Here is a 25970-nt window from a genome sequence, read left to right as displayed (position 1 = left end):
GTTAAAAGGAAACATTTAGAACAAGAGCGTATGACTTTTGTGCCGGATAGCGATAGTAGGTAACTCCACCTACTGTTTGCTCTGGGTCCAGGCCCTGAGTTCCATAGAAGGTCAATAGGTTTTCACCAACAAAACGTATCCGGACATCAGAAAGAGACCATTTTGACACGAGATTACGCGGAATCGTATAGCTTAAGCTCAAATTCTTTAGCCGTCCATAGCTTGCACTCCTTAGAAAACGTGTAGAGGGGATACTATTCCAGGAATCGGTCACGTAAGACAATCGGGGGAAATCGGTATCTCTATTTTCGGGCGTCCATCTATTGAGGGCCTCCTTGGACCAGCTTCGTCCCGGTGCTGAACCCACATGCATAATCATGGGTTGATCACCATCAAAGATTTTCCCTCCCAAACTATATGAAAACAAGAAAGATAAATCTATTCCTTTGTAGCTAAAGCTGTTACTAATTCCTCCATAGAGATCTGGCAATGAGCTTCCTTCAAAATAAAACGATGCTTCATTTTGATTCGTTGTCGTCGTACGCCCGGTTATATTTCCTGTTGCATCTTTTACATCCTTATACCAGGTCGCCTTGCCTGTCTCCGGATCTACTCCGGCCCATTCCTTGATATAAAAGTCATATATTGAACCTCCTTCAACCATTTTTTTAGTGTTACCATACTGCCCAATGGATCCAGTGAGAATTTCCTTTTGTGGTAGTTTGGTGATTTTATTCTTATAGTGCCCCACATTTGCTGTAATAGACCATCTGAAATCTTTGTTTCGAATAGGTATCCCTGTAATCTGCGCATCAATTCCGCGATTGCTTAGGGAGCCAATATTGGCATCGATCCCGCTATAACCTGTAGACGGTGAAAGTGGCTTTTGGAAAAGCAGGTCTTTTGACTGCCGGTCATAGACATCAATCTGTGCTACCAACCGATTGTTGAATAAAGCGATATCAGCACCGATGTTGAGATTAAGATTTGTTTCCCATTTTAAGTCCGGTGTGGGTAAATCGGAAGGCAAAAGCCCCAGATTGTCTAAACTATTATAAATAGAATAAAATCCTCCATAGGCGTAGTTACCAACTTTATCATTTCCTTGGGCTCCATAACTAGCTCTAAGATTCAGGTTGTTAATCGTGCTAATTTCTTTCAGGAAGGATTCTTTTTTCACGTTCCAGGCCGCACCGACGGACCAGAAATTACCCCAACGTGATTGCTTACTGAACCGGGATGAACCGTCTCTACGGTAGCTCGTAGAAAAATGGTAGCGGTCTAGATAATCATAATTTACCTGTCCCAACCAGCTCGCGAGCTTGTAATCGGAAGAAGTCCCGTTAAAAACACCACTCAGTGTTCCTGCGGATGGTTCCGTTTTACCAAGCACCTGAAAACCAGTACGGTTACCTGATAATGAAGAAGCTCCTTCTACATAGATTTCGGGGCCGACCAGAGCACTGACGCTATGCTTATTACCAAATGTAGTCGCATAATTCAGAAAGCTATTGACCGTATAGTTGAGCGTGCGGCTCGAACTTCGGCTCGCGGATCCCGCTCCATCTGTAAGGACTCCGGTACTATAGTACGAATGCGAATAGGTATGTGAACTTGTGTTTCGGTAGTCTATATTGGCCGAGGTTTTCAGGAATAAATTGTCCGCAAATGATATTTTGATATTGGTACCCAACAAAACTGATTCATTGTTGGTACCGGAAATTGCATTTTCTGCGCTGCCTAAAATATTTGAACCGCTTGCAGCTGTAGTTGGGCGCCATAACCCATAATCCCAGATCTTATTGCCCTGTTCATCCAGTACATAACTGCCATCAGGATTGCGTTGATAGACGGGATACAGATCGGATACCAAACGCTGAAAGTTAGCAAAGTTGCCGGTATTGCTGTCGCTCTGCGTAGGTGCACGTTGAAAGCCTGATGACAGGGCAACATTCCCCCCAACTTCAAACCAATTATTGACCTTTGACTGTATATTTGTTCGGAAATTATACCGCTTGAAATCAGCCGTACGAATCCAGCCCTGCTCATTGAGGTAACCAGCAGAAAGATAATAACTTGTACTTGCCCCACCACCACTCAAACTAAGGTCATATTGCTGGCGTATCCCCCTTCGGGAAATTGCTTTTCCCCAGTTATCGTTCCAGAGTGATGTTGCTCCAGCAACCAGCTTTCCATCAAGACCCACAGGCTTTGGATAGTTAGTCCCAAAGATGTTTACTTTAAGCGCTCCATCTACCAAATAATCGGTAGCGTACTGGGCAGCATCGCCGGCGGATTTTCCTTGATCCAGCTGCGTATTACGGATTGCTTCCCATTGCAATTCATAGTACTCCTGTTGGGATAGGTATTCATAATCCTTCACGGCCCTACCTGTATAACCGTAATTGGCCGAAAAATTAACTGTGGTCTTACTGTTCAGTTCACCGGATTTTGTTGTGATCACGATAACGCCATTTGCACCACGCGAACCGTATAATGCGCTTGCTGTCGCATCTTTTAAAACCGAAATGGAAAGGATATCTTTGGGATTGAGACTATTGGGATTGGCGCCGGGTGTACCATCTACGACATAAAGTGGTGCTGTTGATGCGTTTACAGAACCTACCCCCCTGACAAATAGTTCGGCGTCACTCCCAGGCTGACCTGCTGCAGCAATAGACTGTAGCCCGGGCACCGTCCCCTGTAAAGCTTTCCCGATCGTCGTAATCTGTAGATTATCCAATTCTTTACCACTTACCGTAGCTACAGATCCGGTGTAACTTGATTTTTTAGCGGTAGTATAACCTACGACCACGGTCTCCTCAAGTGTATGATCCACAGGTTCAAGTGCAATAACCACTGGAGAATGATCTATGACCAAGGTCTGACTGGTATACCCCACAAAGGAAATCGTAACCGTAAAAGGCAATTTCTGTCCGGTTACAAATTGAAATTTTCCTAATTTATCGGTGGTTACATGATGGGTTACGTCCTTTAGACTTAAGGTTGCACCAGAAAGTGGCTTTCCGCTGGCAGCGTCCTGTACAACACCGCTGAGCACAGCATTTATAATGGACTTTGTTTGCTCCTGTGCGAAGGAAGGTGCCACAACTCCACTCCCAGCTAATGAAAGAAGCAAATAAAATAAGCTCGATTTTCTCATTGTTTTTTTCTGTTTGATGTTTTTTATTTGTTCTTTATTCGCCGTAGATTTCCTTTAATTTTTGCAATAGGGCGTCGCCTTTAATGTTTCGGGCCACGATAATCCCATGCTCATCGATAAGAAGGTTGCTCGGGATAAAGCGGACACCATACAACGCTGCAGCTTCCGTATCCCAGAACGAAAGATCAGAAACCTGAGTCCAACCCAATCCATCGTCTTTAATGGCTTTTAGCCAGTCTGCTTTTTTCTTATCCAGTGATACGCCAAAAACGCTAAATCCATGGCTTTTATATTTCTGAAAAGCCGCAACGATATTCGGATTTTCCCGACGGCAGGGACCACACCAGGCTGCCCAAAAATCAAGCAGTACATATCCTTTGCCAAGATGCTCACTGAATCGTATTTTATTTCCATCGGGACCGGTAGACACAAAATCCAAAGCTTTATTACCTGGTAACACGGCTCGCTGTTTTAAGATTAAATCTTTCAAGATGCGTACATATTGTGTTTGTTGTAATGAGGCATCCAGTAATTTTGTATGTTCTTCAAGTTCATCCGGCGACAGATTATAAGAATAGTTGCGGAACAACGCATATGCAGCGACAATAGATTTGGGATCCGCCTCAATAAACTGCTTGGCAGTATACTTACGTTGCTCTTTATTTGCATGCTCAAAATAAGCTTGGGCTTTTGATCCTTTCACGGTAGCATGACCGCCATTTTCTCCAGACTGGATGAGTACTTCAATTGGAGCATCTTCCAAGAAAAGCTGGACAGGATAGCTTTCTTCATTCAACTTCAGACCATAGAGTTCGGGTAACTGCACTTTCGTTCCGAAACTAAACTGCCCCTTATTGACCGAGGCTGAATCAATCGTCTTAAATACTTTATTATCATATTGTTGCAGATATATTTTACCTTCTTTCAATCCTTCTATTTTTCCAGTTAAACGTAGTGCTGCTACTTTTTGGGCCGATGCCTGTGTGATAAGAAACAGCATCGAAAAAGTAAATAATGTTAGTTTATTTTTCATCTATTTAAATTATTTAGGAGTGTTAATTTTTATTGATATAAATGGAATCATCTATCTTCTTATGCCAGATTGGAGAACCTGTCCAAGCAAGACGGCATTAGAAAAGCTACGTGCATTGCAAAAGGAAATACCGCGGAATAAGGGATCGTCAACAAAATATACAATACGTCCGTTCCCACTATTTTCGACAAGAATGCTGGCTGTACCTGCGATTTTACTTTGGTTTTCGGCCGATACATAACCATTCAGTAAGGGAGACTTACTATAAATTGCAACATTATTGTAGGCCTGATCACCCAGATCAACAAAAAGAGTGTGGTTGCGGTAAACAGGTTTTGTTTTCTGGGTGTAACCATAACCGATGGGATGTGTTCTGTCAATTTCAGTGTTAAAATAAGTTCCACCAATACGTTTTGTTCCTTCCCGACCTTGAGCGGAGGCATAATCAAAGCGTTCCTTTGTTTTCGTTGGTTTTTCCTCTTTCGGCACGACACTACTGCTCCTCCCGTCGAGAAATTTAAAAGAAGCAATTTTTTGTCCTGCAAGCCATTGTCCGGTACGTCCAAAAGCAATTAATGTCCCTCCATTTTTTATCCAGGTCCGGATACGCTCAATAGCAGCCGAATTCAATCCGGTATACTCACCGCTAGCCAATACAAGCACTTGATATTCCTCGAGGTTTACACGGCTAAATTGATCAATATTTAACCGTAAAATGGGCTGTTCCAATTGGCGCTCAAATGTATACCACACTTCACCGGCCTCATAAGCACTAATCCCATTTCCGGTCAAAAGCAATGCATTTTGAGGTGCGAGACTTTTAAATCCATTACTTCCGAGATCTATTCCCTTCCCACTGTATCCCGTGGAAGCGGATGCAATAGTTATATTTCCTCTTTTATTCAATTTCTGTAAGAAATCAAATAATTCATCCGCTGAGATGGGCTGGCCCTGTATGGGAATTAACAAGCTTCCATAATCAAACCCAATAGTCTTGCCCTGATCAGACAGCTCAAAAGGACTGCTAGCTGATTTTACAAGAATTCCGCGTTGTAGCAATTGAGATAACAACCAAGCTGCTCCCTCCTGCCGCCAGTCTACGAGATAGGCATAATTGCTCCTCGTCAATGCCACAGCGGATGTATTGGTGACAGAACTTTGATCAGTATCTCCATTTTCCAACACTTGTTTCAGACCGGCATAAGAGAAGCCATAGAGGTAGGCAATGGAATTGCCCGAACCATCATAAAAAACGCTATCCACATAAGTTTTGTTTTCGTCAAAGATGACTTTGACAAGCCGATAGTTTGCCTGGGCAGTCGGAATAATGATGGAAGTTCCTTTCTCAAAATCTTTACCATCTACCTTACGGTCACGATTGTTCGTTATGTAGCGGATTTGATGCCTGGCAAGAAGTTCTTTGAAATGTGCTGCAGTGTTATTATTATACTTTAGATCCACCAAGTAGCCTTTAACTGGATCTTTTTGGGCCAATTCGAAAGCCGACTGGAAGAATCTCAATTGATTTTCCAAAAGCGACGCACGATGATCAATAGATGCGCTAATGCTCGCCAATGCTATTCTGAAATGATTTCGAACAGCAAAGGGATAGGTTAGATCGCCATTGCTTGTTCGTTGAAAGAGACCCCGTGGACTTGCCTGCTCAAAGAGAACTCCTAGGCTTCCCACATGATCAGGATAGGTAGATCCATAGGTTGGATTGATATTGTCAAATTGTTCTTTGGTGAAATAAAAAGATCCAATTTCATCCAATGCTTTGGCATAGTAAGCGGCGAATTTCTGATTTAGCTGATAGGTACTTTTAGGGACTAAGGGAGATTCTTGAGCATCTGTCTTTGTGGGTTCGAAGAAGAACGAAGATGCAGCCCCCATCTCATGGAAGTCGCCTTGAAAATGGGGCAACCAATGCTGGAAGTAGCTGACACGCGCTTTACTTTCGGGATTTACCTGGTTGATCCAATCGCGGTTTAAGTCAAACCAATAGTGGTTTGTTCGGCCCCCGGGCCAAGCTTCGTTGTGCTCTCTATCCAAGGGGCTTCCGTTTGGTGGAAATGTTGTATTAGCATTGACCCAATTGACATACCGATCATAACCATCTGGATTACGAACCGGATCTATAAAAAATATTCCTTTTGTAAGTGAAGTCGCAACAACAGGATCTTCGGACGCTGCTAGGTAATAAGCGGTTAAAATAGATGCTTCAGCAGCAGAGGTTTCGTTACCATGCACACTGAAACCCAAAAACACCAATGCAGGCTGTGCCTCATTGGACTCTATCCGGTTCTCTTTTGCTTTGTTAATCGTTTCAATATGCTGTTGACGAATTTGTTCGCTATTGCGTATGTTGTCGGGTGAAGAAGCTTTAAGCACGACCAATGGTCTGCCTTCCCAGGTATGACCAATCGTATCTATCTTGATCCGGTCAGAACGTTGCTCAAGTATCTTAAAATAATCAACAATCTGGTCATAACGGGTATGACGGTGACCTATTTGATGATTGAAAAATTGACTTGGTGTGGGGATGTGTGTTACAAAACGGCTTCCTTCCGGAAAATAATAATCTTTCTCCAAGCTTTGACCACCGGATTCATTTTGAAATACTTTGGGCACCGAGCCTTCCTGGGCAGAAGCAAAAAGAATACTACTCCACAGAAAAAAAAACAATAACGAGCACTGGAAAAATACTTCGTATTTTTTCATAGGGATGAATTAGTTTAATAAGTGAATACTGACAAGTAGGATGATGCTACTTGCGGCATGACAGATAATAAGAGAAACACGACCCCCTATTATGCATTAAAAAAGTCTAGAAGAAAAAATTTAAGCGCAATAGCGCATTCGAAATGGAGTAAGGATAAATCGAATGTTTTTCAGGTTGTGAATGACGGAAAAGGTTGATCTTTGTGGTTTCATTTGAACTTTGTTTTTGTTAGGTTGTATCGCTGCCAACGCCAATTGATAAACGATGTGATCACAAATATAAAACATCTTATTGATAAATACTACTAAACAAGTAGTCTTTTTTTATTTTTGTCTGGAATCATTTATAATCTATTCCACATAAAAAAGTTTATCAGCTCAAATTGAAAGAGATTCAAGTGAGAAATAAGTTGTCAAGATACTGCATGCAAGAGCCAACAAAAGGTAATACAAAAAAATATCTATTTCCTTTCTGAGCTTGATCCCAAAAACAATGACAAACATCAATGGGCAAATCGCAATAAAAATAAAGATACCTGTTGCAAGCACATCAAAAGTATCCTGATTATAATTCATAAGCAATAACATGATCCCGATATAAAACAGCCAGACAACAAATGGCGAGACAAAGCACAGCAGCAACCGCCATGGTAATTTGAACTTAAGATGATTAGGAACAGTCCTACGATAATTTCTATATAACAAAAAACATATACCCGCCATACATAGGATTAAAATTGCTAACTGCATATAAGTGTTAAAAATGGTATCAGAACGGGTATTGATATTTGAAGAAGATTGGAGTTGATCCTGTCTATAGTATTTGATATTAGTTGTTTCCCCATTAACAAATGTCTTTATAACCTTATCGCTACGGATGGTATCCCTAATAATCCAGGTGGAGTCTTCCAGTCCCATCTTATAAAACCCTTCAATGATGGGCTTACCTCCTTTTGTTCTGATGAACCGTCCGTCCAGTCGTCCGCCATTAAATCTTAAAGAATCAATCCCCTGTTCGGTATTGACAGTTAGCAAGGTTATTTTTTCAGAAGCAACTAGGCTGGCACTATCTGCTATACGATGTAAAACATCGATATCCAGCGTGTTGACCGATCGGTTCTTATTGTAATCATCGTTCCGCACTGGTCTACCGGTAGATAAGTAATTTATTTTGACAACAAGTAAGGAATCTCTATTATAAAATTCGAATTCATCATGGGAATTAAGATCCTGGATTGTCGGATCTTTTAACAGGACATACTGCGGCTGATCGAAAGATTGGAAATATCTTTGCTGACTGGTAGCACAAAAAGAGAAAATCGCGGCAGCACCGATAAAGTAGCTACTCCATCGAGTCATTAACGCTGGACCAATGGACTGCTGTGAATCTCTTTTTGTGTAGAACCATGCCAACAACAACATAGGTAATGCGATCAGATCGGAAAAATCAACGGTACGGCCAATATGCAAATATGGTTTCATGAACTGAATAATATCTGAGGAATATTCACTTTTCCAAAAGACAAATAAGACCGCCGTGGAGATAAAAATCAGTAATTTTTGTTTAGGGAAGATGGCGGAGCAGAAAATAGGAAAAATAAAAAGTCCACTGAAATCGGAAAGTTTTCCGGTAAAGGTATTGGGGAATGCCGCTTTCAGAAAAAAATCATTGATAATCAATAGGACAAGAAAAAAAATAAAAAGCGGCGAAACAAGATGCTTTAAGCGTTCATACATATTTTAGCGTTTACATTTTCTATTGATACCTGTTTATACAATTTGGTAACCTGCTTGCCGTATCTAACTTATTAAATAGCTTTAAAAAAACAGAGGCCAGAACAAGTTAAATTTCAATGCCTCAGTAATATTCTTCATCCATAACAATTTGAGAAAGTATTAAATGGAGAACATAAAAATATATGCAATTTCTATTCGTCATTAAAATTTAATGGATTAATCCTATCTTTAATACTCGAAATATTTAAATTTTATGAAGGCACATACATACGAAACACAATCAACAATTACTCCTGAAAAAGCATTAGACTTCTTAAAAGAAGGGAATCAGCGCTTTGTCAATAATCTAAAAGCAAACCGGGATCTTCTCGAACAGGTAAATGCTACCCGTGAAGGGCAGTGGCCATTTGCTGTGGTGCTAAGCTGTATAGATAGCCGTACTTCTGCTGAACTTATATTTGACCAAGGTCTGGGTGATATTTTCAGTATCAGAATTGCCGGAAATTTTGTCAACCAGGACATTCTAGGTTCAATGGAGTTTGGTTGCAATGTGGCCGGTTCCAAACTTGTTGTCGTATTGGGCCATACCAAATGTGGCGCACTGAAAGGTGGATTGGATGCTGCACAAATCGAAGGATTGGGCATGGACAACCTGAACCATTTAGTCAATCATTTTGACGCTATTATCAATGAAGTAATAGATGAGGACGAAGAACGTTCATCAAAAAATAGTATACTGCTGGAGAAATTAAACCAGCAGAATATCAAACACGCCATTAAAGACATTCGCAGACAAAGTTCAACTCTTCGGAAGCTTGAAGAAGAAGGTAAGATCAAGATTGTCGGTGCGAATTACGATGTTGAAACTGGAAGCGTAAGTTGGCTGTAAAGTTATCTCAAAAATTGCGATCAACTCCTTTTGAATATAAAATTCCGATCATTAGGCAAAGGAACAGTATGGCATAGGACTTGATTACAGGTCATTCAATATATGCAAAAAAGGCCGTCCGGAAAGTATCTGAACGGCCTTAAATTTTTTATCAACTCACCTTTTTTTTGCGTACTTCAATAATCGGATCGACATAACTTTGCGACCTTTACGGGAAGAGCCAAGGTAGGTTAACTGACGAACATTCGATTTACAAAGACATTCAAATTGTTTATGATGGATTAAAGGAAACGTATTCAGAAAATCGGATAATAGTTTTAGGCCAATCCATGGGCACAGCCCTCGCTTCATACTTAGCTGCCCACAACGATCCAGATCTTTTGATCCTCCAAGCGCCATATTATAATTTAAAAGACTGGATCAATGATATCGCTCCTGAATTGGATACGTCCAATATTCCATATTACTTCGACAATGCGTATTCTCTGCAAATGGTAAAATGTCCAGTGATTATTTTCCATGGGGACAAGGATTCTGCTGTATATTATGGTTCTGCTGTTAAACTATCGAAGCTATTAAAAACCACTGATCAATTTATTACATTACAGGATGAAGGGCACAATGATTTCTCAAAAAACAAAGTTTATTTAAGTTCAATAGCATCGATTCTGAAAAGGAATAAATTAAAGTAAAACAACAATCTGTTTCCGAGCAAGACTAACTAAGAAACCTATTGAATATTTCTATTTTCTCCATGATGTAAAGCGCTGTTTGAACAATATTAGACACTAGAACTCTTGCGATATGCTTTGAGACTTAACCCTTTATGCCTTTTAAAAAATTTGTTGATGTGGCTCTCATCTGCAAATCCAAATTCATCGGCTATTTCATTTATGCGCCTATCGCTGAAACGCAAGCGATGCTCAATCTGCCGAACCCGATAAGACGAGATGTATTGCTGTAGGGACTCATTACACTGCTTGCGGAAATAGCTACCGAGGTAAGTTGGCGATAAACCGAACTGTCCTGCTATGGATCCAATTTTCAGACGGTCGGGACAACGGATATGCTCCTGTATGTAATCCAGAATATTCAATATACGAACATCGGTATTGGATGAAAGATTTTCTGGTTTGATAACCGAAATATTTCTGGCTGCTATGACGATAATTGCGTTGACAAGATGCCTTAAAAGATCTTCATGATAGACATTATTGCGGTCAATCGCACCTCGTATGGCATCCATTAGGGAAGCAACCGTCTGCTTGTCATCTGTATTAGCCAAAACAGATCTGGAAAGATGGGATGCATAGTATAATAAACATTCAATATGGTCAATACTCTGCCAACTGTATGCCTTTACATAACTTGCTGCAAACCGGATCACCATAAATTCGCAGGTACTCTCAAGATCAAATGCATGAAAATCTTTGGGTGTGATCAGAAAGAGATCACCGACACTAAAAGCCAGGCGGTTACCATTAATCACATGACTTCCCTTGCCCGATATGACATATACAAATTCAAAAAAATTAAACTGACGATCCCGCAAAGGACAACAGTCTACTTTTTCGTAATAAACCTCCAATGACTTGTACAAGTTCTCTCTGCCCATAGGTACAAAAATACCTAAATAAACTTGAAATATACCTGTTTTATAGTTTTTTATCGGTCTATTTTTGTGTCAATCAAATAAAAACAAATGAAAGCAGTTGTACTGAAAACATTCGGGGGAATTGAAAATCTATGCTATACAGAAATCGAAAAACCTGAAATAAAAGCCAATGAGGTAATGGTCAAGGTGAAAGCGATCAGCATTAATCCGGTGGATGTCAAAGTGCGCAGTCGACTGGCACCGCTGGCTGAAGATCTGGCAAAATCCCAGCCGCTGATCCTAGGCTGGGATATCTCAGGAGAGATTACCGAAATAGGTGATGCTGTAACTCACCTCACTATCGGGGATGAGGTATTTGGGATGATCAATTTTCCTGGCCAAGGGAGAGCCTATGCGGAATATGTCGCCGCAGCGGCAGACGAGCTTGCACTGAAACCTCAAAATATAAGTCATACCGAAGCGGCCTCATGCACACTGGCGGCATTGACGGCTTGGCAGGCTTTCAATAGCTACGGTAAACTGAGACCAACTGACCGCATCCTTATCCATGCCGCATCTGGCGGTGTGGGACATTTTGCCGTACAGATCGCAAAGTATATCGGCGCGCACGTCATCGCAACGGCTTCGGCAGCAAATAGAGATTTTGTATTGGGATTGGGTGCAGACGAAGATATTGACTACAGAAACACAGCCTTTGAGAAGGTATTGTCCCCTGTTGATTTCGTGCTGGAGGCGATCGGTGGTCCGAATTTCCAGAAATCTGTACAGGTATTGAAGCCATTCGGAACAATAGTGACCTTACCTTCTGGGCATACCAAGGCGGATGAATTAAAAGCCGAAGAGAAAAAGCTTCATGCCTGTTATTTTATGTCGGTGTATTCAAGTGGGCAGGATATGTATTACCTCGCATCACTATTGGAGAAAGGCGTGCTAAGGCCGCACATTTCTCATGTTTTTGAATTTGACGAAATAGGCAAGGCGCACCTACAGCTGGAGACGGGCCATACAGTTGGTAAAGTGGTCGTTAAATTATAGGAAAAATGGATAACAAAGAATTTTCTAAAAAATATAGGCTTGTTGTACATAGTTCCCCTGAGCACCCGGCTATATGTCGGATATTTCGTTAATGAGTGTACAAAACAGACTAAAGACCAACTTAGGAGATTAACAAAAATCCGTTGAACATGAAGAAAAAAATAGATGGCGAACTCATCACTCCGTTTGTTAAAGGCATTGGATGATAAACAATGGAGCGAACATCGGGTATGGATAACATCCATTTTGGTGGCTGGGTATGCTCGCCATTATGAAAGGATTTTTTGATCGGGCTTTCCTTCTGGGGATCACGTTTAAAAGTGTGAAAGCCCAACCCACCGAGTGCCTTTTAAAAGGAAAAACTGCGCGAATAATAACTCCTGCGGGAGATTTTGTCCCAGGACATCTATGAGCAAACCTACAAATCAAGCGGGCTTACGCAATTGCAAAATGGAATTCTGGAATACTGTGCTGTCTCTTCGCTACAAAGTACTTTTATCGGCCCTCTCTATGAAATCGAGGAAGCGGACCGGAAAGAACATATTGAGTACATAAAAAAATGGCCAAGATAGATGCTAAGGAAAGTGAAAGCTAAATCAGAAAGCGTGCAGACGTTGACTGGATTCTTATTTTTTTCAATGCAAAAAGAAAGCAAATACTACCCAAGAAGGACAAGAACATGATAGCTACTACATACAATAAAAAATTGGCTGAACTCAATTTACGCCTATTCGAGGCAAGTAAATACAGCGAAATTAATTTCAATAGAGCTTCCAATAAAAATAAAAGCTGCCATAAAGCTAGTTCAAGTATCATATTTTAATTGACGTTTACCTTATAATAAGGTAAACGATCGTTTCGTCAAATTGTCCCGAAAGTTTTTCAATCACTTTATAAAGTCATTGAAGTGATAGAAACAATAGGAATCGTTCATCGTAATATCAAATCAATTGTGGAATTCAGAAAAAATCTGCAATAAAATCAAAGAAAATTGAATAAATTTAATTGGCAAACAAATGAAACGGGAATGATAAAAAAGCTATGGAAATAGAACAATATATCAATACTCTTTCGGAAACTGAGCAGCAGGCGATCGGCCAATTCCGAAAAGTAATACTAGAAAATGACAAGGCCGTTTCTGAAAATTTTGGAAAATTTATGTCTAATCCTAATGCGATCAGCTACAATGAGCAGGGTGTTTTCAAATATGGTTTAACCATTGCCAAAACCTATATTTCTTTTCATTCACTGGTAATGTACTCCAATCCGCACCTCATGAATGAATTAAGAACAGAATTGCCCAAAGCCAAGTTTAAAAAGGGTTGTATTAATTTTAAATCATTGGATGAATTTCCAGAATCTATTCTGAAAGAGCATATACAAGCATCTTCCAAAATAGATTTCAGTCCAATGATCAACCGTTACCTGAAAAAGAAGTGACTACCTTTTAGTTAGTGCCTTCTCCTTTTATATGCGGCCCAGTAACAGCTTCGTTTTCTTCCTATTTTACGACCTCTAATCCAGCGTTCATCTGCGATATTTAGATTCATTGCTAGCTCCATTATCATTACGATATACAGGAAATACCACAAGAAAAAGTGGGTAAAAGATAATTGTCACATCAAAGCTTATAAGCTTTTGAGATGAATAAATAGTTAGTGCATCAAAAAAAGCCGCAAAGAGTTTCTCTGCAGCTTTTTTGACGCAATTATATTAATAGCTCCTTGTCTTCTGATTATAGATTGTTTCGAAGATAGCCCTGAAAGTTATCCTGAAACTGAAGTCCATTGCCCAGTCTATATTTACTTAGTTTGCTATTTAGCGCCAGTCCCCAAAGGATGAATTCGCTTAGAAAATAACGATCTTCGGGTTTGGTTTGCGGTTGGTATTGCTCGATCAATGTTTGAATAGCTGTCACCTGATCCAATTGGCGCTTATAATCCGCATCTATGAGTTCATCGGACAGCTCGATACCTTCAGATTCTGAAAACCAACGAACAATATCGTCATAAGGATGGCGCTCGTTATCCCTTTCCAGTTTTTCAATTTTAGGAAATAAAATTGGAAATAGACTTTTTACTGCATTTTCAATCAATTGCAGTGCGACGATAGCAGCCCCCTCCTGTTCACCTTCGTAAACGAGCTCAACTTTTCCGGTGATAGACGGGATAATACCTACAAAATCGCTTAGGCGTACTGCCGTCGCTTTTGATCCATTTTTGAGCATGCGCAGTTCAGCGGTGCTTAATAGGTTCTGAAATGCTGTAATGCTCATCCGCGCGCTGACACCACTCTTTTCATCAACATATTCGCTATTCCGGGCTTCAAAACTGATCTGTTCAATTAGTTCGCGGGCAAGTTCAGGAACGTATATTTGCTCCTTCTGTGCCGCTTCCAGATTGGACTCCTGGGCCGTAATTGTCTTCGCGATCTCAACTGATTCGGGGTAATGTGTTAATATCTGCGACCCTATGCGGTCTTTCAGTGGCGTCACAATACTCCCCCTGTTGGTGTAATCTTCGGGATTTGCAGTGAACACAAACTGTACATCTAAGGGTAGGCGCAATTTGAATCCGCGGATCTGGATATCCCCTTCCTGCAAGATATTGAAAAGTGCCACCTGAATCCTGGCCTGAAGATCGGGCAATTCATTAATGACAAATATCGAGCGGTTTGCCCGTGGAATCATACCAAAATGAATCACGCGATCATCGGCATAGCTCAATCTCAGATTGGCTGCTTTGATCGGATCAACATCACCGATTAGATCGGCTACAGTCACATCTGGCGTAGCAAGTTTTTCGGCAAAACGTTCACTTCGATGAAGCCAGCTTATCGCTGTATCATCACCTTTTTCCTTCAGAAGCTCCACGGCATAGCGGGATATGGGGTTATAGGGATCGTCATTGATCTCGGATCCCGCTACTACAGGTACATATTCATCCAACAGATTAACCATGAGCCTGGCCAGGCGTGTCTTTGCCTGGCCACGAAGGCCAAGGAAATTAATATTGTGTTTGGAGAGAATAGCTCTCTCAAGTTCGGGAATAACGGTATCCTCATAACCGTGTACCCCGACAAATACGGTTTCGCCTTTACTAATTTTTGTAATCAGATTCTGACGCAATTCTTCTTTTATCGTCTTGGGTTTGTAACCTGACTTTTTCAGTGCACCAAATGTTGTAATCTTTGTGTAATCCATATCTTCTGATGATGAGGCGCAAACCTTGCGCAAGATTCATATCTTATTGTCGTTAAACGAATTGTTTATCGTATTCTTTTTTTGCGATTTTCTTCGTAGTCTTCAAAAATCATTCCCCCTAGATCTCCAAGGCCTGTGTAATAAGCCTTCCCCTGATTCGAAGCCGTAAATTCATCGACAAATTGCTGCAAATAGGGATCTGAGGTGATCATAAAGGTGGTAATGGGTATTCCTAATTTTCGGGCCTGTGCGGCCATGCTATAGCACTTTCCGGTGATAAATGGATCTAAGCCCATTGGATTCTTATAGTAGGTACCATCCGGCATATTTAAACAGCTCGGCTTGCCATCTGTAATCATAAATATCTGCTTATTCGCATGCCGCTTACGCCGGAGTATATCCATCGCTAACTGCAAACCAGCGACAGTATTGGTATGAAACGGACCTACTTGCAGGTAGGGCAAGTCTTTGATCGCAATCGGCCAAGCGTCATTACCGAAGACGATAATATCAAGCGTGTCTTTGGGATAGCGTGTGAGGATAAGCTCCGATAGGGCCATAGCCACTTTCTTTGCAGGAGTAATCCGGTCTTCGCCGTATAGGATCATGCTATGGCTGATATCGATCATCAGCACTGTGCTCATCTGCGATTTAAACTGTGTATCCTCTACAACCAGATCATTTTCTGATAAACCGAACTCGCCTATCCCATGATTGATCTGCGCGTTTTTCAAGCTTTCGGTCAAAGCAATCTTCTCGAGACCATCTCCATACTGATAACTCCTAAAATCGCCCATGTTTTCGTCACTCTGCCCTTGTTGACTGGTTTTATGATTACCGGACTTTCCTTTTCGCATCTTTCCAAAGATCTGGTCCAATGCATTTTGTCGCAAGGCTTTTTCCATCTTTGATGTAATATCTACACCACCGCTGCCACCAAACTCCATTTTTTCCCTGATATATCCCTTATTCTTCAGGTCGGCGATGAAATCATCTATGGTATATTCTGGAGTGGTCAGTTTGAATTCTCGGTCCAATTCACGCAGCCAATCAATAGCTTCATCAAAATCACCGGAGGTATGGGTAATCAATTCTTTGAAAATATCAAATAATTTATCAAAGGGCGTCTGAAACGGCTCGTCATATTGCCTAAAGAAAAATCCCCTATTTCGTTTCGCGCTGCTCATACGTTCATTTATTAGGATGAAGAAGCTATTCGCCCGTTGAAACCGGAATAGCTTCGTAAGATAAATTTACGACATAATAATCCATATAAAAAGCCATAGGTCCATTTAACACTAGGCAATGGCTATCCGATGCCGCCTGACAAAAAAGCCATCGTTTATTTACTCGCTTCGTTTAATAGGCCAATATCTTCAGCATCCAATTGTAGTTTCGGAGCATCAAATAAGGTCTCCAGTTGCGACGCGCTGGTCGCGCTCACAATCGGAGCGGTGACCAATGGCTTCGCCAGTAGCCATGCTAGCGCTACTGTCGCCTGTTTGGTACCATACTTTTCAGCCACAACATCCAAAGCTTTCAATACACGTTTACCTTTTTCACCAAAATATTTCTTTATACCACCACCTCTGGCGGTGTTGTCAAAATCTGCCTCAGTACGATATTTTCCTGTCAAAAAACCGGCCGCAAGAGACCAATATGGGAATACACTCAAACCATAGGCTTCGGCTATCGAGGCGTAGTCATTTTCAAAACGGCTACGTTCGACCAAATTATAATGAGGTTGCAATGCGACATATTTGGGCAGTCCATTTTTCTCTGCGCTATCAAAACTTTCGATAAGCCGTTCAGGAGAGATATTTGAAGCGGCGATAAATCGAACTTTACCGGCCTTTATTAGCTCATCGTAGGCTGATAGGGTCTCCTCAACAGGTGTGACGTTGTCATCGAAATGGGTATAGTATAAATCGATGTGATCTACCCCCAAACGCTGCAAGGACTCGTCAGCTGATTTTAAAATATGTTTCTTAGAAATATCGAAACCATGTTCCTTCGTTTCAGACCCAACCTTAGTCGCGAGCACAATGTCATTGCGATTACCTTGGCTTTTTAACCATTTGCCGATAATTTCTTCAGATTGACCACCTTTTCCATTTACCCACCAAGAATAAGTATCCGCAGTATCTATAAAATTAAATCCGGCACCTACAAATTTATCCAGAATCTCAAATGATTTTTGTTCATCAAGTGTCCATCCGAAGACATTACCACCAAAATTAATCGGTGCAATCTGCAAATCTGTGTGTTGTATTTTTATCTTTTTCATCAACATTAATCTTTTGTTGTTCGCTTGTAAAACGGTTCTTCCCGGTCATCAATAACCAGTATCTATTCTAAAGTTACAGCAATTAAAATAAAAATAGGATATGAAGATGAAACGATCATCATATATTGCACAAGATAGACATAACACCCCCGAACGTATTCCGTTTAATGAATGCCGGACACTGTCTTTCTTACCCTCCCATGGCTCCTGAGTATGTGAACTGATGCATCGGATTTGTATTATAACAATAATTTATAGTTTCATTTGCACCTAAATTAAGATAGTAATTCCGTAAGGTTTTTGGAAGTGAGCGATTTAATTTGTTTTCGATTTTTTGAACTTCAGTCTCGGAAAAACCATTGGTAATCTCCTGTTTTAAAGCGAATAATTTCTTAATTTTATTAATATAGTCCATTTATAATTATGGTCGGTTCGAGAACTAAATTAACCATTTCTCAGATAAAACAGAATCGGACAATTGAATGCAGATAATTATTGGGGTTACCTAACAAAACAACCGAAGCTGAAGCGCTTTACTTATAGCCAAATCAGGAATTGACACCACCTAATTCGGTTCTCATTTCAAAACCTTTAACAAAGATGTTTGTTAAAAATTAATCGGGATAAAGTACAAAGCCCCATATTACTTCTTGACCTAGGTCATCTCTTTTTAGTGTTATATGCGAGAACTTAGATCATATATTAAATCAGTATCAAACAATAAATACCATTTAAAATGAAAAAGATAGCAATTAATGGATTTGGTCGTATTGGCCGTGCAGCGCTGAAAATTATCACTGAAACTGCTGATCTCGAAGTGGTCGGAATTAACGATCTCATGAGTATTGAAAATGCTGCTTATTTACTCAAATATGACAGCAATTATGGAAAGTATGAGAAAGAGGTACAGGTAGCCGGAGATACCATATTTGTTGATGGAAAACCGATTAAATATACAAGCATAAGGGAAATTGAAAATTTGCCCTGGCGAGATATCCAAGCAGAAATAATCATTGAAAGCACAGGTATTTTTACCAACAAAAATGATGCTGAAAAACATTTGTCATCAGGCGCAAAATTTGTTGTAATCTCCGGTCCAACCAAAGATACTCCTACTGTGGTGCATGGTGTTAATACTGAGGATGGAAAGGTTTATATATTTTCATGTGCGAGCTGCACAACCAATAATATCAGTCCGATTATTGAAATCTTGGGCAGAAAGCTAGGTATTAAAAAGGCCATCCTTAATACGACACACGGCTATACGGCTTCACAGGCATTAGTAGACGCTCCTTCAAAAAAAGAACCTCGTATGGGTAGAGCTGCAGGCATTAATCTTGCCCCCGCTGCAACAGGCGCTGCGATAGCAACCACGAAAGCTTTACCACAATATTTGGGCAAATTTGATGGTATTGCTGTAAGAGTTCCAGTTCCAGTGGGATCAATATCAGATATTACTTTTATTGCCGAACGTCCAACATCAATCGAAGAAATCAACCGGATCTTAATCGAAGAATCCAAAACTGCCAGGTACAGTAAGGTCCTTGCCGTAACGGACGAACCGCTGGTCTCTACGGATATTATTAAAAGTACCTTTGCAGCAACAGTTGATCTCGAAATGACAAGGGTAGTCGATGGCGATCTAGTGAAAGTGATGGCTTGGTATGATAATGAATGGGGTTTCACAAATCAGATGATTAGACAAATACAATCGATTTAAATAAGAAAACAATGCGATTAAATAAAACAATCTGCTCAAAATTCTGTATAATTATATGTTAGGATCTGCTTTTTCATATGGAGGCCATCTGTTTCTTAGGGCGATTCTTAAACAATATGCTATAAACAAGTTAAACTACTATAAACCTTAATCTAAGTTTCCATGAAAATTATTCTAACATTAGCTTTGATAATGATCACACAAATATCGTTCAGCCAGCAATCTTTGACGCAGCGATGGCAATCGGATACGACTTTAAGATCTCCTGAATCCGTCTGGGTAGATTCCAAAAATAAAGTGCTCTATGTCTCCAATACGGTAAACTTTGAACAGAAAGGGAAAGGTTTTATAAGCAAACTTGACATGGACGGCAAGTTTATCAAAAGGGAATGGGTAACGGGGCTAGATGCAGTACTAGGGATAGGAATTTATAAGAATCTTCTTTATGCAGCGGAAGCAAACTCGCAGTCTGTAGCGGTTATCGACATTAAAAAAGCGTCCATCATCAAAAGAATTGCTATCGCAGGAGCTGGACTTCTCAATGATATTACTGTTGATTCAAAAGGAATCGTATATGTCAGCGATACAAAAAACGGTAAAGTTTATCGAATTGAAAATGATCAGCCGTCACTATACCTTGAAAACCTCAAAGGAGTAAACGGACTTCTCGCCGTAGGTAAAGAGCTCTATGTGCTATCCGATAGATCATTAATTAAAGTAGACCCGGATAAACAGATGACTGTGCTATCAAAAGGTATGGAAGGCGGACTAGACGGAGTTGTCCAGGTGAAAACGAACGAATTTCTGGTCTCTGGATGGCAGGGGCTGATCTATCATGTCAAACCTGACGGCTCCAATGAAATAATACTTGACACCCGTGAAAACAAGGTAAATGCTGCTGATATTGGCTATGACAAATCTTCGGGTATACTTTACATACCTACGGTCCGAACCAATATGGTGCATGCCTACAAACTGAACTAGTTAATGAAATTGTCCCAGTTAACAGGGCTTTTATCGTATAGGCATACGGTATCGAAAGTCCCTACAGCATCTGGTTATCTGTTCATAAACCGATCATACACGACATCCTGAACGATATAAAAGTGTTTGACTGGGAAATAGAACTGATCATCCAGTTTTTTCGGAAAAAGAGAGCATGAGATGGCGAAAACAAAATGATTTCGCTGAGATTATTTCAGCATAAAGGGTTCTATCAATTCGTATGATAAAACTCTTTATTAAAAAAATGGATATACCTATTTATTTGTTCCCGTAATGATAAACGTTATCTAAACGCAAATCAAATGCGTTTGTGGCTAATGCGCCATAAAACTCAACAGGATTATTCACTGCTGCTGGTATGGTACCCCAATGCCTCCCGGGTGTAAAAATTGTTACCGTCGGCAGATCCCAAAATCGGTTGATCTGATACCGAATATCCTATGCTGTTAACCTTGACGATCAATGTATTTAAATTCCCTGTATTTGCTCAGCCAATATTCCAATTTTTGGCCCCATTGGATTATCCTTTTTACAAGCATCGGGTTCCCATGTTATTCCGTTACGAATGAATCAAAGCTCCGAGCTCGATCCAATCAAAAAAATTGTTGTACATCTGGCAAACAAGTTTTTAAGGATAAATTGTTATTTTAGCAATAGCATATAGTAACCGGAAGGGAAACCGATACAAGTAAACATATATAGCGGGTAATACGGAACTGGACCAACAAACTTATTATGATTTATGGCTCAAATAAATTTATCAATTGAAATATTAAACTATGGACTTCAACTATCTATGGAGTTTGGAGAAAATTGGTTAAAACCAATTAATGAAAGGTTGGCTATTAAATTTCCAGATCTACATATGCAGCAACTGGAAGAATGCAATGTGCTCTGCAAAAAAGTGCATCAAATTGCACACCGTTTTATAGCCGAGAATCCTATTCGCTCCGATACAGGAATTGAATTTGTAGATTTCCACCAATTCAGACAGTTTATATACACAAAATATAGCTGGCTTTCATCAGCAAATTTACAACGCCTTTACAGTCAAAGCTGTTATTACGCCTACAAATAAAAGCTCCGTCAATAAAAATTATTACCACTTCTTTTTGCCAAATTGCTTCACTATTTCGATTCCGGGTTTTCAATCAAATCCGCATGCTTGTTGCAATCAGCTTTTGGAATCAAAAATCAGTAACTTTTTGCTATAATTTCTTTTGATAAAACATCTATAATAATCTGTTATTCAAGGCAAAAGTCAGGGCCTCATTCATATTGCTCACACCCAATTTTTCAAATAATTTGCGCCGATGGAATTTTACCGTGTCAATTGAAATAAATATCTTTTCAGAGGTTTCATGAATGGTGAGCCCACGATGATAATACCGTAGAATTTCTATTTCACGCGCTGTCAGATTAATTTTTGTTCGCGCAATCCATTTATTGGTCTGGAGATCGAGTTGCCATTGCAGATCAGAATGAAGTTTTTCTATATTTACATTTCCGGAGGAGATATTTGAAGATAGCGATACGATACACATGGCTTTCCATATCTTGCCTTGTTCGGTCAGAAAAAATGGTGTCAGCTTATGATTGATCAAAATATACTTTTTATCGGCATCTTGAATTTGAAAATCATAGGAAATCACATAAAGCTTACGCTCTTCCACCGGAATTTTTTCATAGAAACTAAACCCTGCATTGTTGATCTGAATAAGCATCTGAAAATCTATTGCAGGGACATATTTTTGGTAAAAACTGTATCCCATTTCCATCACTTGTGTTGAAGTTAAACCTGCCAGAAACAAAGGATTATCAGAAACAAATTCAAATCCTTTCAATTGGTAATCGATGAGGTATATACTTTGATATGTAATACGGGCAAACGCTTTCACAATTTCTATATAATCATTGTTCTGTTCCACATCTTTTGCAGAAAGACTAGTAACCGTATTCTTGGGGGAAAATAAATCGTTAAAATCCATGTTCAAATGCTATACTTCAAAATTAAGTAAAACTACACTCAGGTGTAGCTTTTATTAGGGCAATCTGTCATATTTTTGGTCAAATTATTCGCCGATAGAAAGCAAAAAATTACTTACTGATATATTAAGTGGAACCTGCATATATTGAAAACCTTAGTTACCTATAGAATACCTTGAAAATGATAAATTGCAAAAACTGTGGTACGGATATCATATCCAACTTCTGTCCAAATTGTGGTCAACCAGCGGCCCTCAAAAGAATTGACGCACGTTATATCGCTCACGAAATCGAACATGTCCTTCATTTCGAACGGGGAATCCTGTATACGATTCGAGAACTCATTACCACTCCAGGAAAAAATGTAAGAAAATACATTTCCGAAAATCGAAGCCGTTTGGTCAAACCTATTATTTTTATTATTGTGACCTCGCTAATCTACTCGATTGTAAGTCATTATTTTCATGTTGAAGACAAATATATCAGTTATTATGAGTCCCGACATTCTACAACGGGTGCAATGTATCTCTGGATCCAGAGCCATTATGGTTATGCCAATATCATCATAGGACTATTTATCGCGTTTTGGGCAAAACTATTTTTTAAAAAATATGGGTTTAATCTCTTTGAAATTATCATCCTGTTATGTTTCACTTTAGGAATGAGCATGCTGATATACAGCGTCTTTGCAATAATCGAAGGCATTACCCACTTCAATATCATGGTACAGAGCAGTATAGCTGGTTTGCTATATTGTGTTTGGTCTATGGCACAGTTTTTCGATCCCTATAAAATAGCCAGTTATTTAAAAGCATTGGCCGCCTATATTTTAGGACTTATAACGCTTACAATTGTAGTATTTATTATCGGTTCAAGTATAGACCTGATCTTTCATTAAAAATGCCAGCTTTTGCTTAAGATCAAATATGAAACGATGGTATATATAGTACTGCTACAGTCAATTGGTTTTATTCCTTAAACAAAATTTTATTTGTAGAAAAATATACCGATTATATCAACACTACATATAGTTTTATCAATGCATTGATTAACTCAAAAACAGTCCGATGCGTTTTGATCGACGAGAATCACTCGATCCCGATCGCCAGAATGGATGAAATTGCTAAGCGCTAGCGGTTTCGAAGACAACGGCATGAAGTTAGTCCAAAAACATCTAGCTTATTTTTTATCAATTGAATTAATAAATGTTACAAAACAATTATCAAAACTTATTTATCAATCGATTGACTAAACAATATATGATAAAAGTGTAATATTTTTTCCAATTAATCGGAGCGATGGTATATATTCAGGACAACACAATATAAACCGTTATGAGAAAACTTTTAAATTTATTGATTGCCACCCTGGCCCTGGGTGCAGCGTCCTGTAATAAGACGCTTGTTTCAACTGATGAAAACAGCGAAAATCTAAAACTAAAAGCATCCAACACATCAATTACGAACGAATGGCGTGAGAATCCGTACAAACTGAATGTTATTTATTTTGTACCCAATGATGTTGATTCAATTCCCAATTTTAGAAAACGGATCAGTCGAATCCTCCTGGATGCACAGGAAATGTTTGCCATTAACATGAATCGGGAAGGTTTTGGTCGAAAATCTTTTGGATTGGATCTGACAAACGACACATTAATCAATATCCATTACATCGCCGGAAAATTTGGGCAGGCAAACTATCCTTATTCGGGAGGAAGCGGTGCTGTAAAATCTGAGGTAGACAGCTATTTCGCTCAGAACCCTGCTGCCAAAAAGAGTGAACACAATCTGATTATCATCCCTACTTATAATACTGATCCGGCCAATCCCGGAGGCCCCCCGTTCTATGGAACCGGAACCACCTGTTATGCATTGGATTACTTAAATTTAGATGCTAAAAACCTAGGAATAGGTGGTGATATCGGCTGGAAAGCGACAGTTTGGATAGGTGGAATGATCCATGAACTCGGACATGGCTTAAACGCTAGTCATAACCGGATGAACAAGACATTGGCGCCAACTCTGGGAACGGCATTGATGGGATCTGGTAATTCAACCTATGGGATCTCTCCTACTTCATTGACTGCAACCACGGCTGCAACCTTTAATAACAGCCAGGTATTCAGTACAGTAACCCGAAATGACTGGTATAGTGCTGCATCTGCGGAGATCACTTCCCTCTCATCAAGTTTCAGCAATGACAAGATTATTCTCTCCGGAAAATTCACTACTACCAAGCCTGTCTCTGATATTGTCGTCTGGCATGACCGCGAGCCTTTTGGCGGCAATAACGACTACGATGCAGTACAATGGGCGACCAAAATTATCGGTCAAGATAGTTTCAGGTTTGAATGTCCACTGGCAGACTTCTATGATCTGACCGGAAACTATGAGATGCGGATTGGCTTTATGCATGTCAATGGTAGCCGTTCTACTTTGGGTTATGCTTATAACTTCGTCAACAATGTTCCTGATCTCAGCAAAGTTGTAACCCATAAACTGCTTCCGACAACAGGCTGGTCAATTGTCGGGAGCGACAGCAACGAATCTGGCGCACCGGCAAGTAATGTACTTGATATGAATAGAAGTACAATTTGGCATACACCATGGTCTTCGGCCCAAACCCCGCAGCCGCATTTCTTCTCGGTGAATATGGGTGCTTTACGTACTGTAAAAGGACTTGCTTTTCGAAACCGAGACAATTTGAATGGAGCAATGAAAGATATTAATATTTATACCAGCACAAATGGTACAAGCTGGAATTTAATTAAATCTGCTCAATTAAGCAAAGTCTCCGGTTCCTGGATAAATGTTAATCTGGATGCAACGATCAGTACCCGTTATCTTAAAGTAGAATCTGTGAATTCCTGGGGTGATTTCTTTTATTCACACCTTGCTGACTTTGGAGTATTTTCTAATTAGTTAGCAGTAAAGTAAAGCACAAAACGCTGCTAATTAACTATGGCAGCGCTTTGTCTTTGATTTAAACCTATATTTCCTAACCTGTGCCAGTTTAAACCAGTACAGCCGCAGACGTCCGCTACATTTTGAAAACATTGAATTTATGCCCGTCGGGGTCGGCAAAGACAAAACCATAATAACTGTTCCCAAAACCTATCGGTTTAGAAATAATTGTTCCGCCAGCGTTTTCAACTTCTTCAGCCCATTGATCGACCTGAGTATTGCTCTCCGCCGAAAGTGTAAAGATGATTTCATTACTTATTTTCGGATCACCGAAGGTTAATTCTTTTAAATTTGATTCGATTATATTCTTTAAAAAAAAGTGGATCACAAAATCATTTTCACCAAAAAAGAAGCTCACCAACTGACTTGAAGTATGCAGATCATTAGCTTTAAATCCCAATACTTTATAAAATTTTTGCGTGCGTTCTAGATTGGCCACGGCCAAATTCGCCCATATCATTTTAGGTTTCATCGTATTTTATTTTTTGTACAAAATAAAGTTAGTGGATTTCCACCGCTTAAAAATTGTCCTGTGGCAAGTTTGCACGACGACTTCATTTTTCCTTATCCGGCTTTGAGATTTAGTACCGCTTCCCTTCTAATGGCTTTATAAT

The 25970-nt window shown here is 39.8% G+C and carries 18 protein-coding genes and 2 pseudogenes; 10 read left to right on the top strand and 10 right to left on the bottom strand.

The features are described 5' to 3' along the window. Position 1 precedes the first annotated feature (1 nt). The 4 genes from HMAT_RS02160 to HMAT_RS02145 form a co-directional block, all read right to left on the bottom strand. Positions 2–3163, bottom strand: a complete 3162-nt coding sequence (locus tag HMAT_RS02160) for a TonB-dependent receptor (RefSeq protein ID WP_104381164.1) — start codon at positions 3161–3163, stop codon at positions 2–4. Positions 3164–3197: 34 nt separating this feature from the next. Further along, positions 3198–4196, bottom strand: coding sequence for a TlpA disulfide reductase family protein (locus HMAT_RS02155; protein WP_233789086.1), 999 nt, complete (start codon positions 4194–4196; stop codon positions 3198–3200). 51 nt (positions 4197–4247) lie between these two features. Continuing rightward, a complete protein-coding gene (locus tag HMAT_RS02150) occupies positions 4248–6917 on the bottom strand; it encodes a M14 family metallopeptidase (RefSeq protein WP_104381163.1) in 2670 nt (889 codons plus the stop codon). Positions 6918–7295: 378 nt separating this feature from the next. Further along, the gene (locus HMAT_RS02145; RefSeq protein WP_104381162.1) at positions 7296–8654 is read right to left on the bottom strand and encodes a hypothetical protein; all 1359 of its coding nucleotides are present in this window, start codon (positions 8652–8654) and stop codon (positions 7296–7298) included. A 253-nt stretch (positions 8655–8907) separates the two neighbouring features. Here HMAT_RS02145 and HMAT_RS02140 point away from each other — a divergent pair, with 253 nt between their 5' ends. Further along, the gene (locus tag HMAT_RS02140) at positions 8908–9543 is read left to right on the top strand and encodes a carbonic anhydrase (RefSeq protein WP_104381161.1); all 636 of its coding nucleotides are present in this window, start codon (positions 8908–8910) and stop codon (positions 9541–9543) included. A 224-nt stretch (positions 9544–9767) separates the two neighbouring features. Then, positions 9768–10235 (top strand): annotated as a pseudogene (locus tag HMAT_RS02135) (alpha/beta hydrolase); the annotation flags it as partial. An 89-nt stretch (positions 10236–10324) separates the two neighbouring features. Here HMAT_RS02135 and HMAT_RS02130 read toward each other — a convergent pair. Further along, positions 10325–11158 (bottom strand): AraC family transcriptional regulator, encoded by an 834-nt coding sequence (locus HMAT_RS02130; protein ID WP_199768522.1) that lies wholly within the window; start codon positions 11156–11158, stop codon positions 10325–10327. Between the two features lie 87 nt (positions 11159–11245). On the opposite strand from HMAT_RS02130, the gene HMAT_RS02125 reads away from it, so the two are divergent. The 3 genes and pseudogenes from HMAT_RS02125 (at position 11246) to HMAT_RS02110 (ending at position 13633) form a co-directional block, all read left to right on the top strand. Then, on the top strand, positions 11246–12193 hold the full coding sequence (locus HMAT_RS02125) for an NADP-dependent oxidoreductase (RefSeq protein WP_104381159.1): 948 nt from the start codon (positions 11246–11248) through the stop codon (positions 12191–12193). A gap of 250 nt (positions 12194–12443) precedes the next feature. Beyond that, positions 12444–12605: pseudogene (locus HMAT_RS27645) on the top strand (hypothetical protein); the annotation flags it as partial. A 629-nt stretch (positions 12606–13234) separates the two neighbouring features. Further along, entirely contained in the window at positions 13235–13633 is a 399-nt protein-coding gene (locus HMAT_RS02110) for a DUF1801 domain-containing protein (RefSeq protein WP_104381157.1), read from the top strand. Positions 13634–13928: 295 nt separating this feature from the next. Here the strand turns inward: HMAT_RS02110 and HMAT_RS02105 are convergent, their stop codons facing one another. From HMAT_RS02105 to HMAT_RS02095, 3 genes are all read right to left on the bottom strand, one after another. Next, on the bottom strand, positions 13929–15395 hold the full coding sequence (locus HMAT_RS02105) for a sigma 54-interacting transcriptional regulator (protein WP_104381156.1): 1467 nt from the start codon (positions 15393–15395) through the stop codon (positions 13929–13931). A gap of 65 nt (positions 15396–15460) precedes the next feature. After that, positions 15461–16582, bottom strand: coding sequence for a VWA domain-containing protein (locus HMAT_RS02100; protein WP_104381155.1), 1122 nt, complete (start codon positions 16580–16582; stop codon positions 15461–15463). Positions 16583–16737: 155 nt separating this feature from the next. Continuing rightward, positions 16738–17682, bottom strand: a complete 945-nt coding sequence (locus HMAT_RS02095; protein WP_104383265.1) for an aldo/keto reductase — start codon at positions 17680–17682, stop codon at positions 16738–16740. Between the two features lie 736 nt (positions 17683–18418). On the opposite strand from HMAT_RS02095, the gene HMAT_RS02085 reads away from it, so the two are divergent. The 3 genes from HMAT_RS02085 to HMAT_RS02075 all read left to right on the top strand — a co-directional run bounded on the left by HMAT_RS02085 (position 18419) and on the right by HMAT_RS02075 (position 21485). Beyond that, positions 18419–19402: a type I glyceraldehyde-3-phosphate dehydrogenase gene (locus HMAT_RS02085; protein ID WP_104381153.1), complete on the top strand. Its 984-nt coding sequence runs from the start codon at positions 18419–18421 to the stop codon at positions 19400–19402. Positions 19403–19564: 162 nt separating this feature from the next. Continuing rightward, complete coding sequence (locus HMAT_RS02080; protein ID WP_158655560.1) at positions 19565–20386, top strand: ATP/GTP-binding protein; 822 nt, start codon at positions 19565–19567, stop codon at positions 20384–20386. 763 nt (positions 20387–21149) lie between these two features. Next, positions 21150–21485 carry a hypothetical protein gene (locus tag HMAT_RS02075; RefSeq protein WP_158655559.1) on the top strand — a complete coding sequence of 112 codons (336 nt, stop codon included), beginning with the start codon at positions 21150–21152 and terminating at the stop codon, positions 21483–21485. Positions 21486–21639: 154 nt separating this feature from the next. Here the strand turns inward: HMAT_RS02075 and HMAT_RS02070 are convergent, their stop codons facing one another. Beyond that, positions 21640–22395, bottom strand: coding sequence for a response regulator transcription factor (locus tag HMAT_RS02070; RefSeq protein WP_104381150.1), 756 nt, complete (start codon positions 22393–22395; stop codon positions 21640–21642). Positions 22396–22574: 179 nt separating this feature from the next. Here HMAT_RS02070 and HMAT_RS02065 point away from each other — a divergent pair, with 179 nt between their 5' ends. Next, the gene (locus tag HMAT_RS02065; RefSeq protein WP_233789085.1) at positions 22575–23291 is read left to right on the top strand and encodes a DUF3667 domain-containing protein; all 717 of its coding nucleotides are present in this window, start codon (positions 22575–22577) and stop codon (positions 23289–23291) included. Between the two features lie 436 nt (positions 23292–23727). After that, on the top strand, positions 23728–25314 hold the full coding sequence (locus tag HMAT_RS02060; RefSeq protein ID WP_104381149.1) for a discoidin domain-containing protein: 1587 nt from the start codon (positions 23728–23730) through the stop codon (positions 25312–25314). Between the two features lie 118 nt (positions 25315–25432). On the opposite strand, the gene HMAT_RS02055 is transcribed toward HMAT_RS02060, so the two are convergent. Beyond that, entirely contained in the window at positions 25433–25828 is a 396-nt protein-coding gene (locus HMAT_RS02055) for a VOC family protein (RefSeq protein ID WP_104381148.1), read from the bottom strand. Positions 25829–25970: the final 142 nt, after the last annotated feature.

The sequence above is a fragment of the Sphingobacterium sp. HMA12 genome (genome assembly GCF_002933815.1).
Lineage (GTDB): Bacteria > Bacteroidota > Bacteroidia > Sphingobacteriales > Sphingobacteriaceae > Sphingobacterium.
This window is presented reverse-complemented; position numbering and strand designations above follow the sequence as displayed.

Excerpts from the sequence above, each read along its gene's own strand:
- HMAT_RS02150 (WP_104381163.1), bottom strand. The coding sequence starts at position 6,917 with ATGAAAAAATACGAAGTATTTTTCCAGTGCTCGTTATTGTTTTTTTTT.
- HMAT_RS02060 (WP_104381149.1), top strand. The coding sequence starts at position 23,728 with ATGAGAAAACTTTTAAATTTATTGATTGCCACCCTGGCCCTGGGTGCA.
- HMAT_RS02065 (WP_233789085.1), top strand. The coding sequence starts at position 22,575 with ATGATAAATTGCAAAAACTGTGGTACGGATATCATATCCAACTTCTGT.
- HMAT_RS02130 (WP_199768522.1), bottom strand. The coding sequence starts at position 11,158 with ATGGGCAGAGAGAACTTGTACAAGTCATTGGAGGTTTATTACGAAAAA.
- HMAT_RS02085 (WP_104381153.1), top strand. The coding sequence starts at position 18,419 with ATGAAAAAGATAGCAATTAATGGATTTGGTCGTATTGGCCGTGCAGCG.
- HMAT_RS02075 (WP_158655559.1), top strand. The coding sequence starts at position 21,150 with ATGGCTCAAATAAATTTATCAATTGAAATATTAAACTATGGACTTCAA.
- HMAT_RS02105 (WP_104381156.1), bottom strand. The coding sequence starts at position 15,395 with ATGGATTACACAAAGATTACAACATTTGGTGCACTGAAAAAGTCAGGT.
- HMAT_RS02145 (WP_104381162.1), bottom strand. The coding sequence starts at position 8,654 with ATGTATGAACGCTTAAAGCATCTTGTTTCGCCGCTTTTTATTTTTTTT.
- HMAT_RS02095 (WP_104383265.1), bottom strand. The coding sequence starts at position 17,682 with ATGAAAAAGATAAAAATACAACACACAGATTTGCAGATTGCACCGATT.
- HMAT_RS02140 (WP_104381161.1), top strand. The coding sequence starts at position 8,908 with ATGAAGGCACATACATACGAAACACAATCAACAATTACTCCTGAAAAA.
- HMAT_RS02160 (WP_104381164.1), bottom strand. The coding sequence starts at position 3,163 with ATGAGAAAATCGAGCTTATTTTATTTGCTTCTTTCATTAGCTGGGAGT.
- HMAT_RS02100 (WP_104381155.1), bottom strand. The coding sequence starts at position 16,582 with ATGAGCAGCGCGAAACGAAATAGGGGATTTTTCTTTAGGCAATATGAC.
- HMAT_RS02155 (WP_233789086.1), bottom strand. The coding sequence starts at position 4,196 with ATGAAAAATAAACTAACATTATTTACTTTTTCGATGCTGTTTCTTATC.
- HMAT_RS02110 (WP_104381157.1), top strand. The coding sequence starts at position 13,235 with ATGGAAATAGAACAATATATCAATACTCTTTCGGAAACTGAGCAGCAG.
- HMAT_RS02125 (WP_104381159.1), top strand. The coding sequence starts at position 11,246 with ATGAAAGCAGTTGTACTGAAAACATTCGGGGGAATTGAAAATCTATGC.
- HMAT_RS02070 (WP_104381150.1), bottom strand. The coding sequence starts at position 22,395 with ATGGATTTTAACGATTTATTTTCCCCCAAGAATACGGTTACTAGTCTT.
- HMAT_RS02055 (WP_104381148.1), bottom strand. The coding sequence starts at position 25,828 with ATGAAACCTAAAATGATATGGGCGAATTTGGCCGTGGCCAATCTAGAA.
- HMAT_RS02080 (WP_158655560.1), top strand. The coding sequence starts at position 19,565 with ATGAAAATTATTCTAACATTAGCTTTGATAATGATCACACAAATATCG.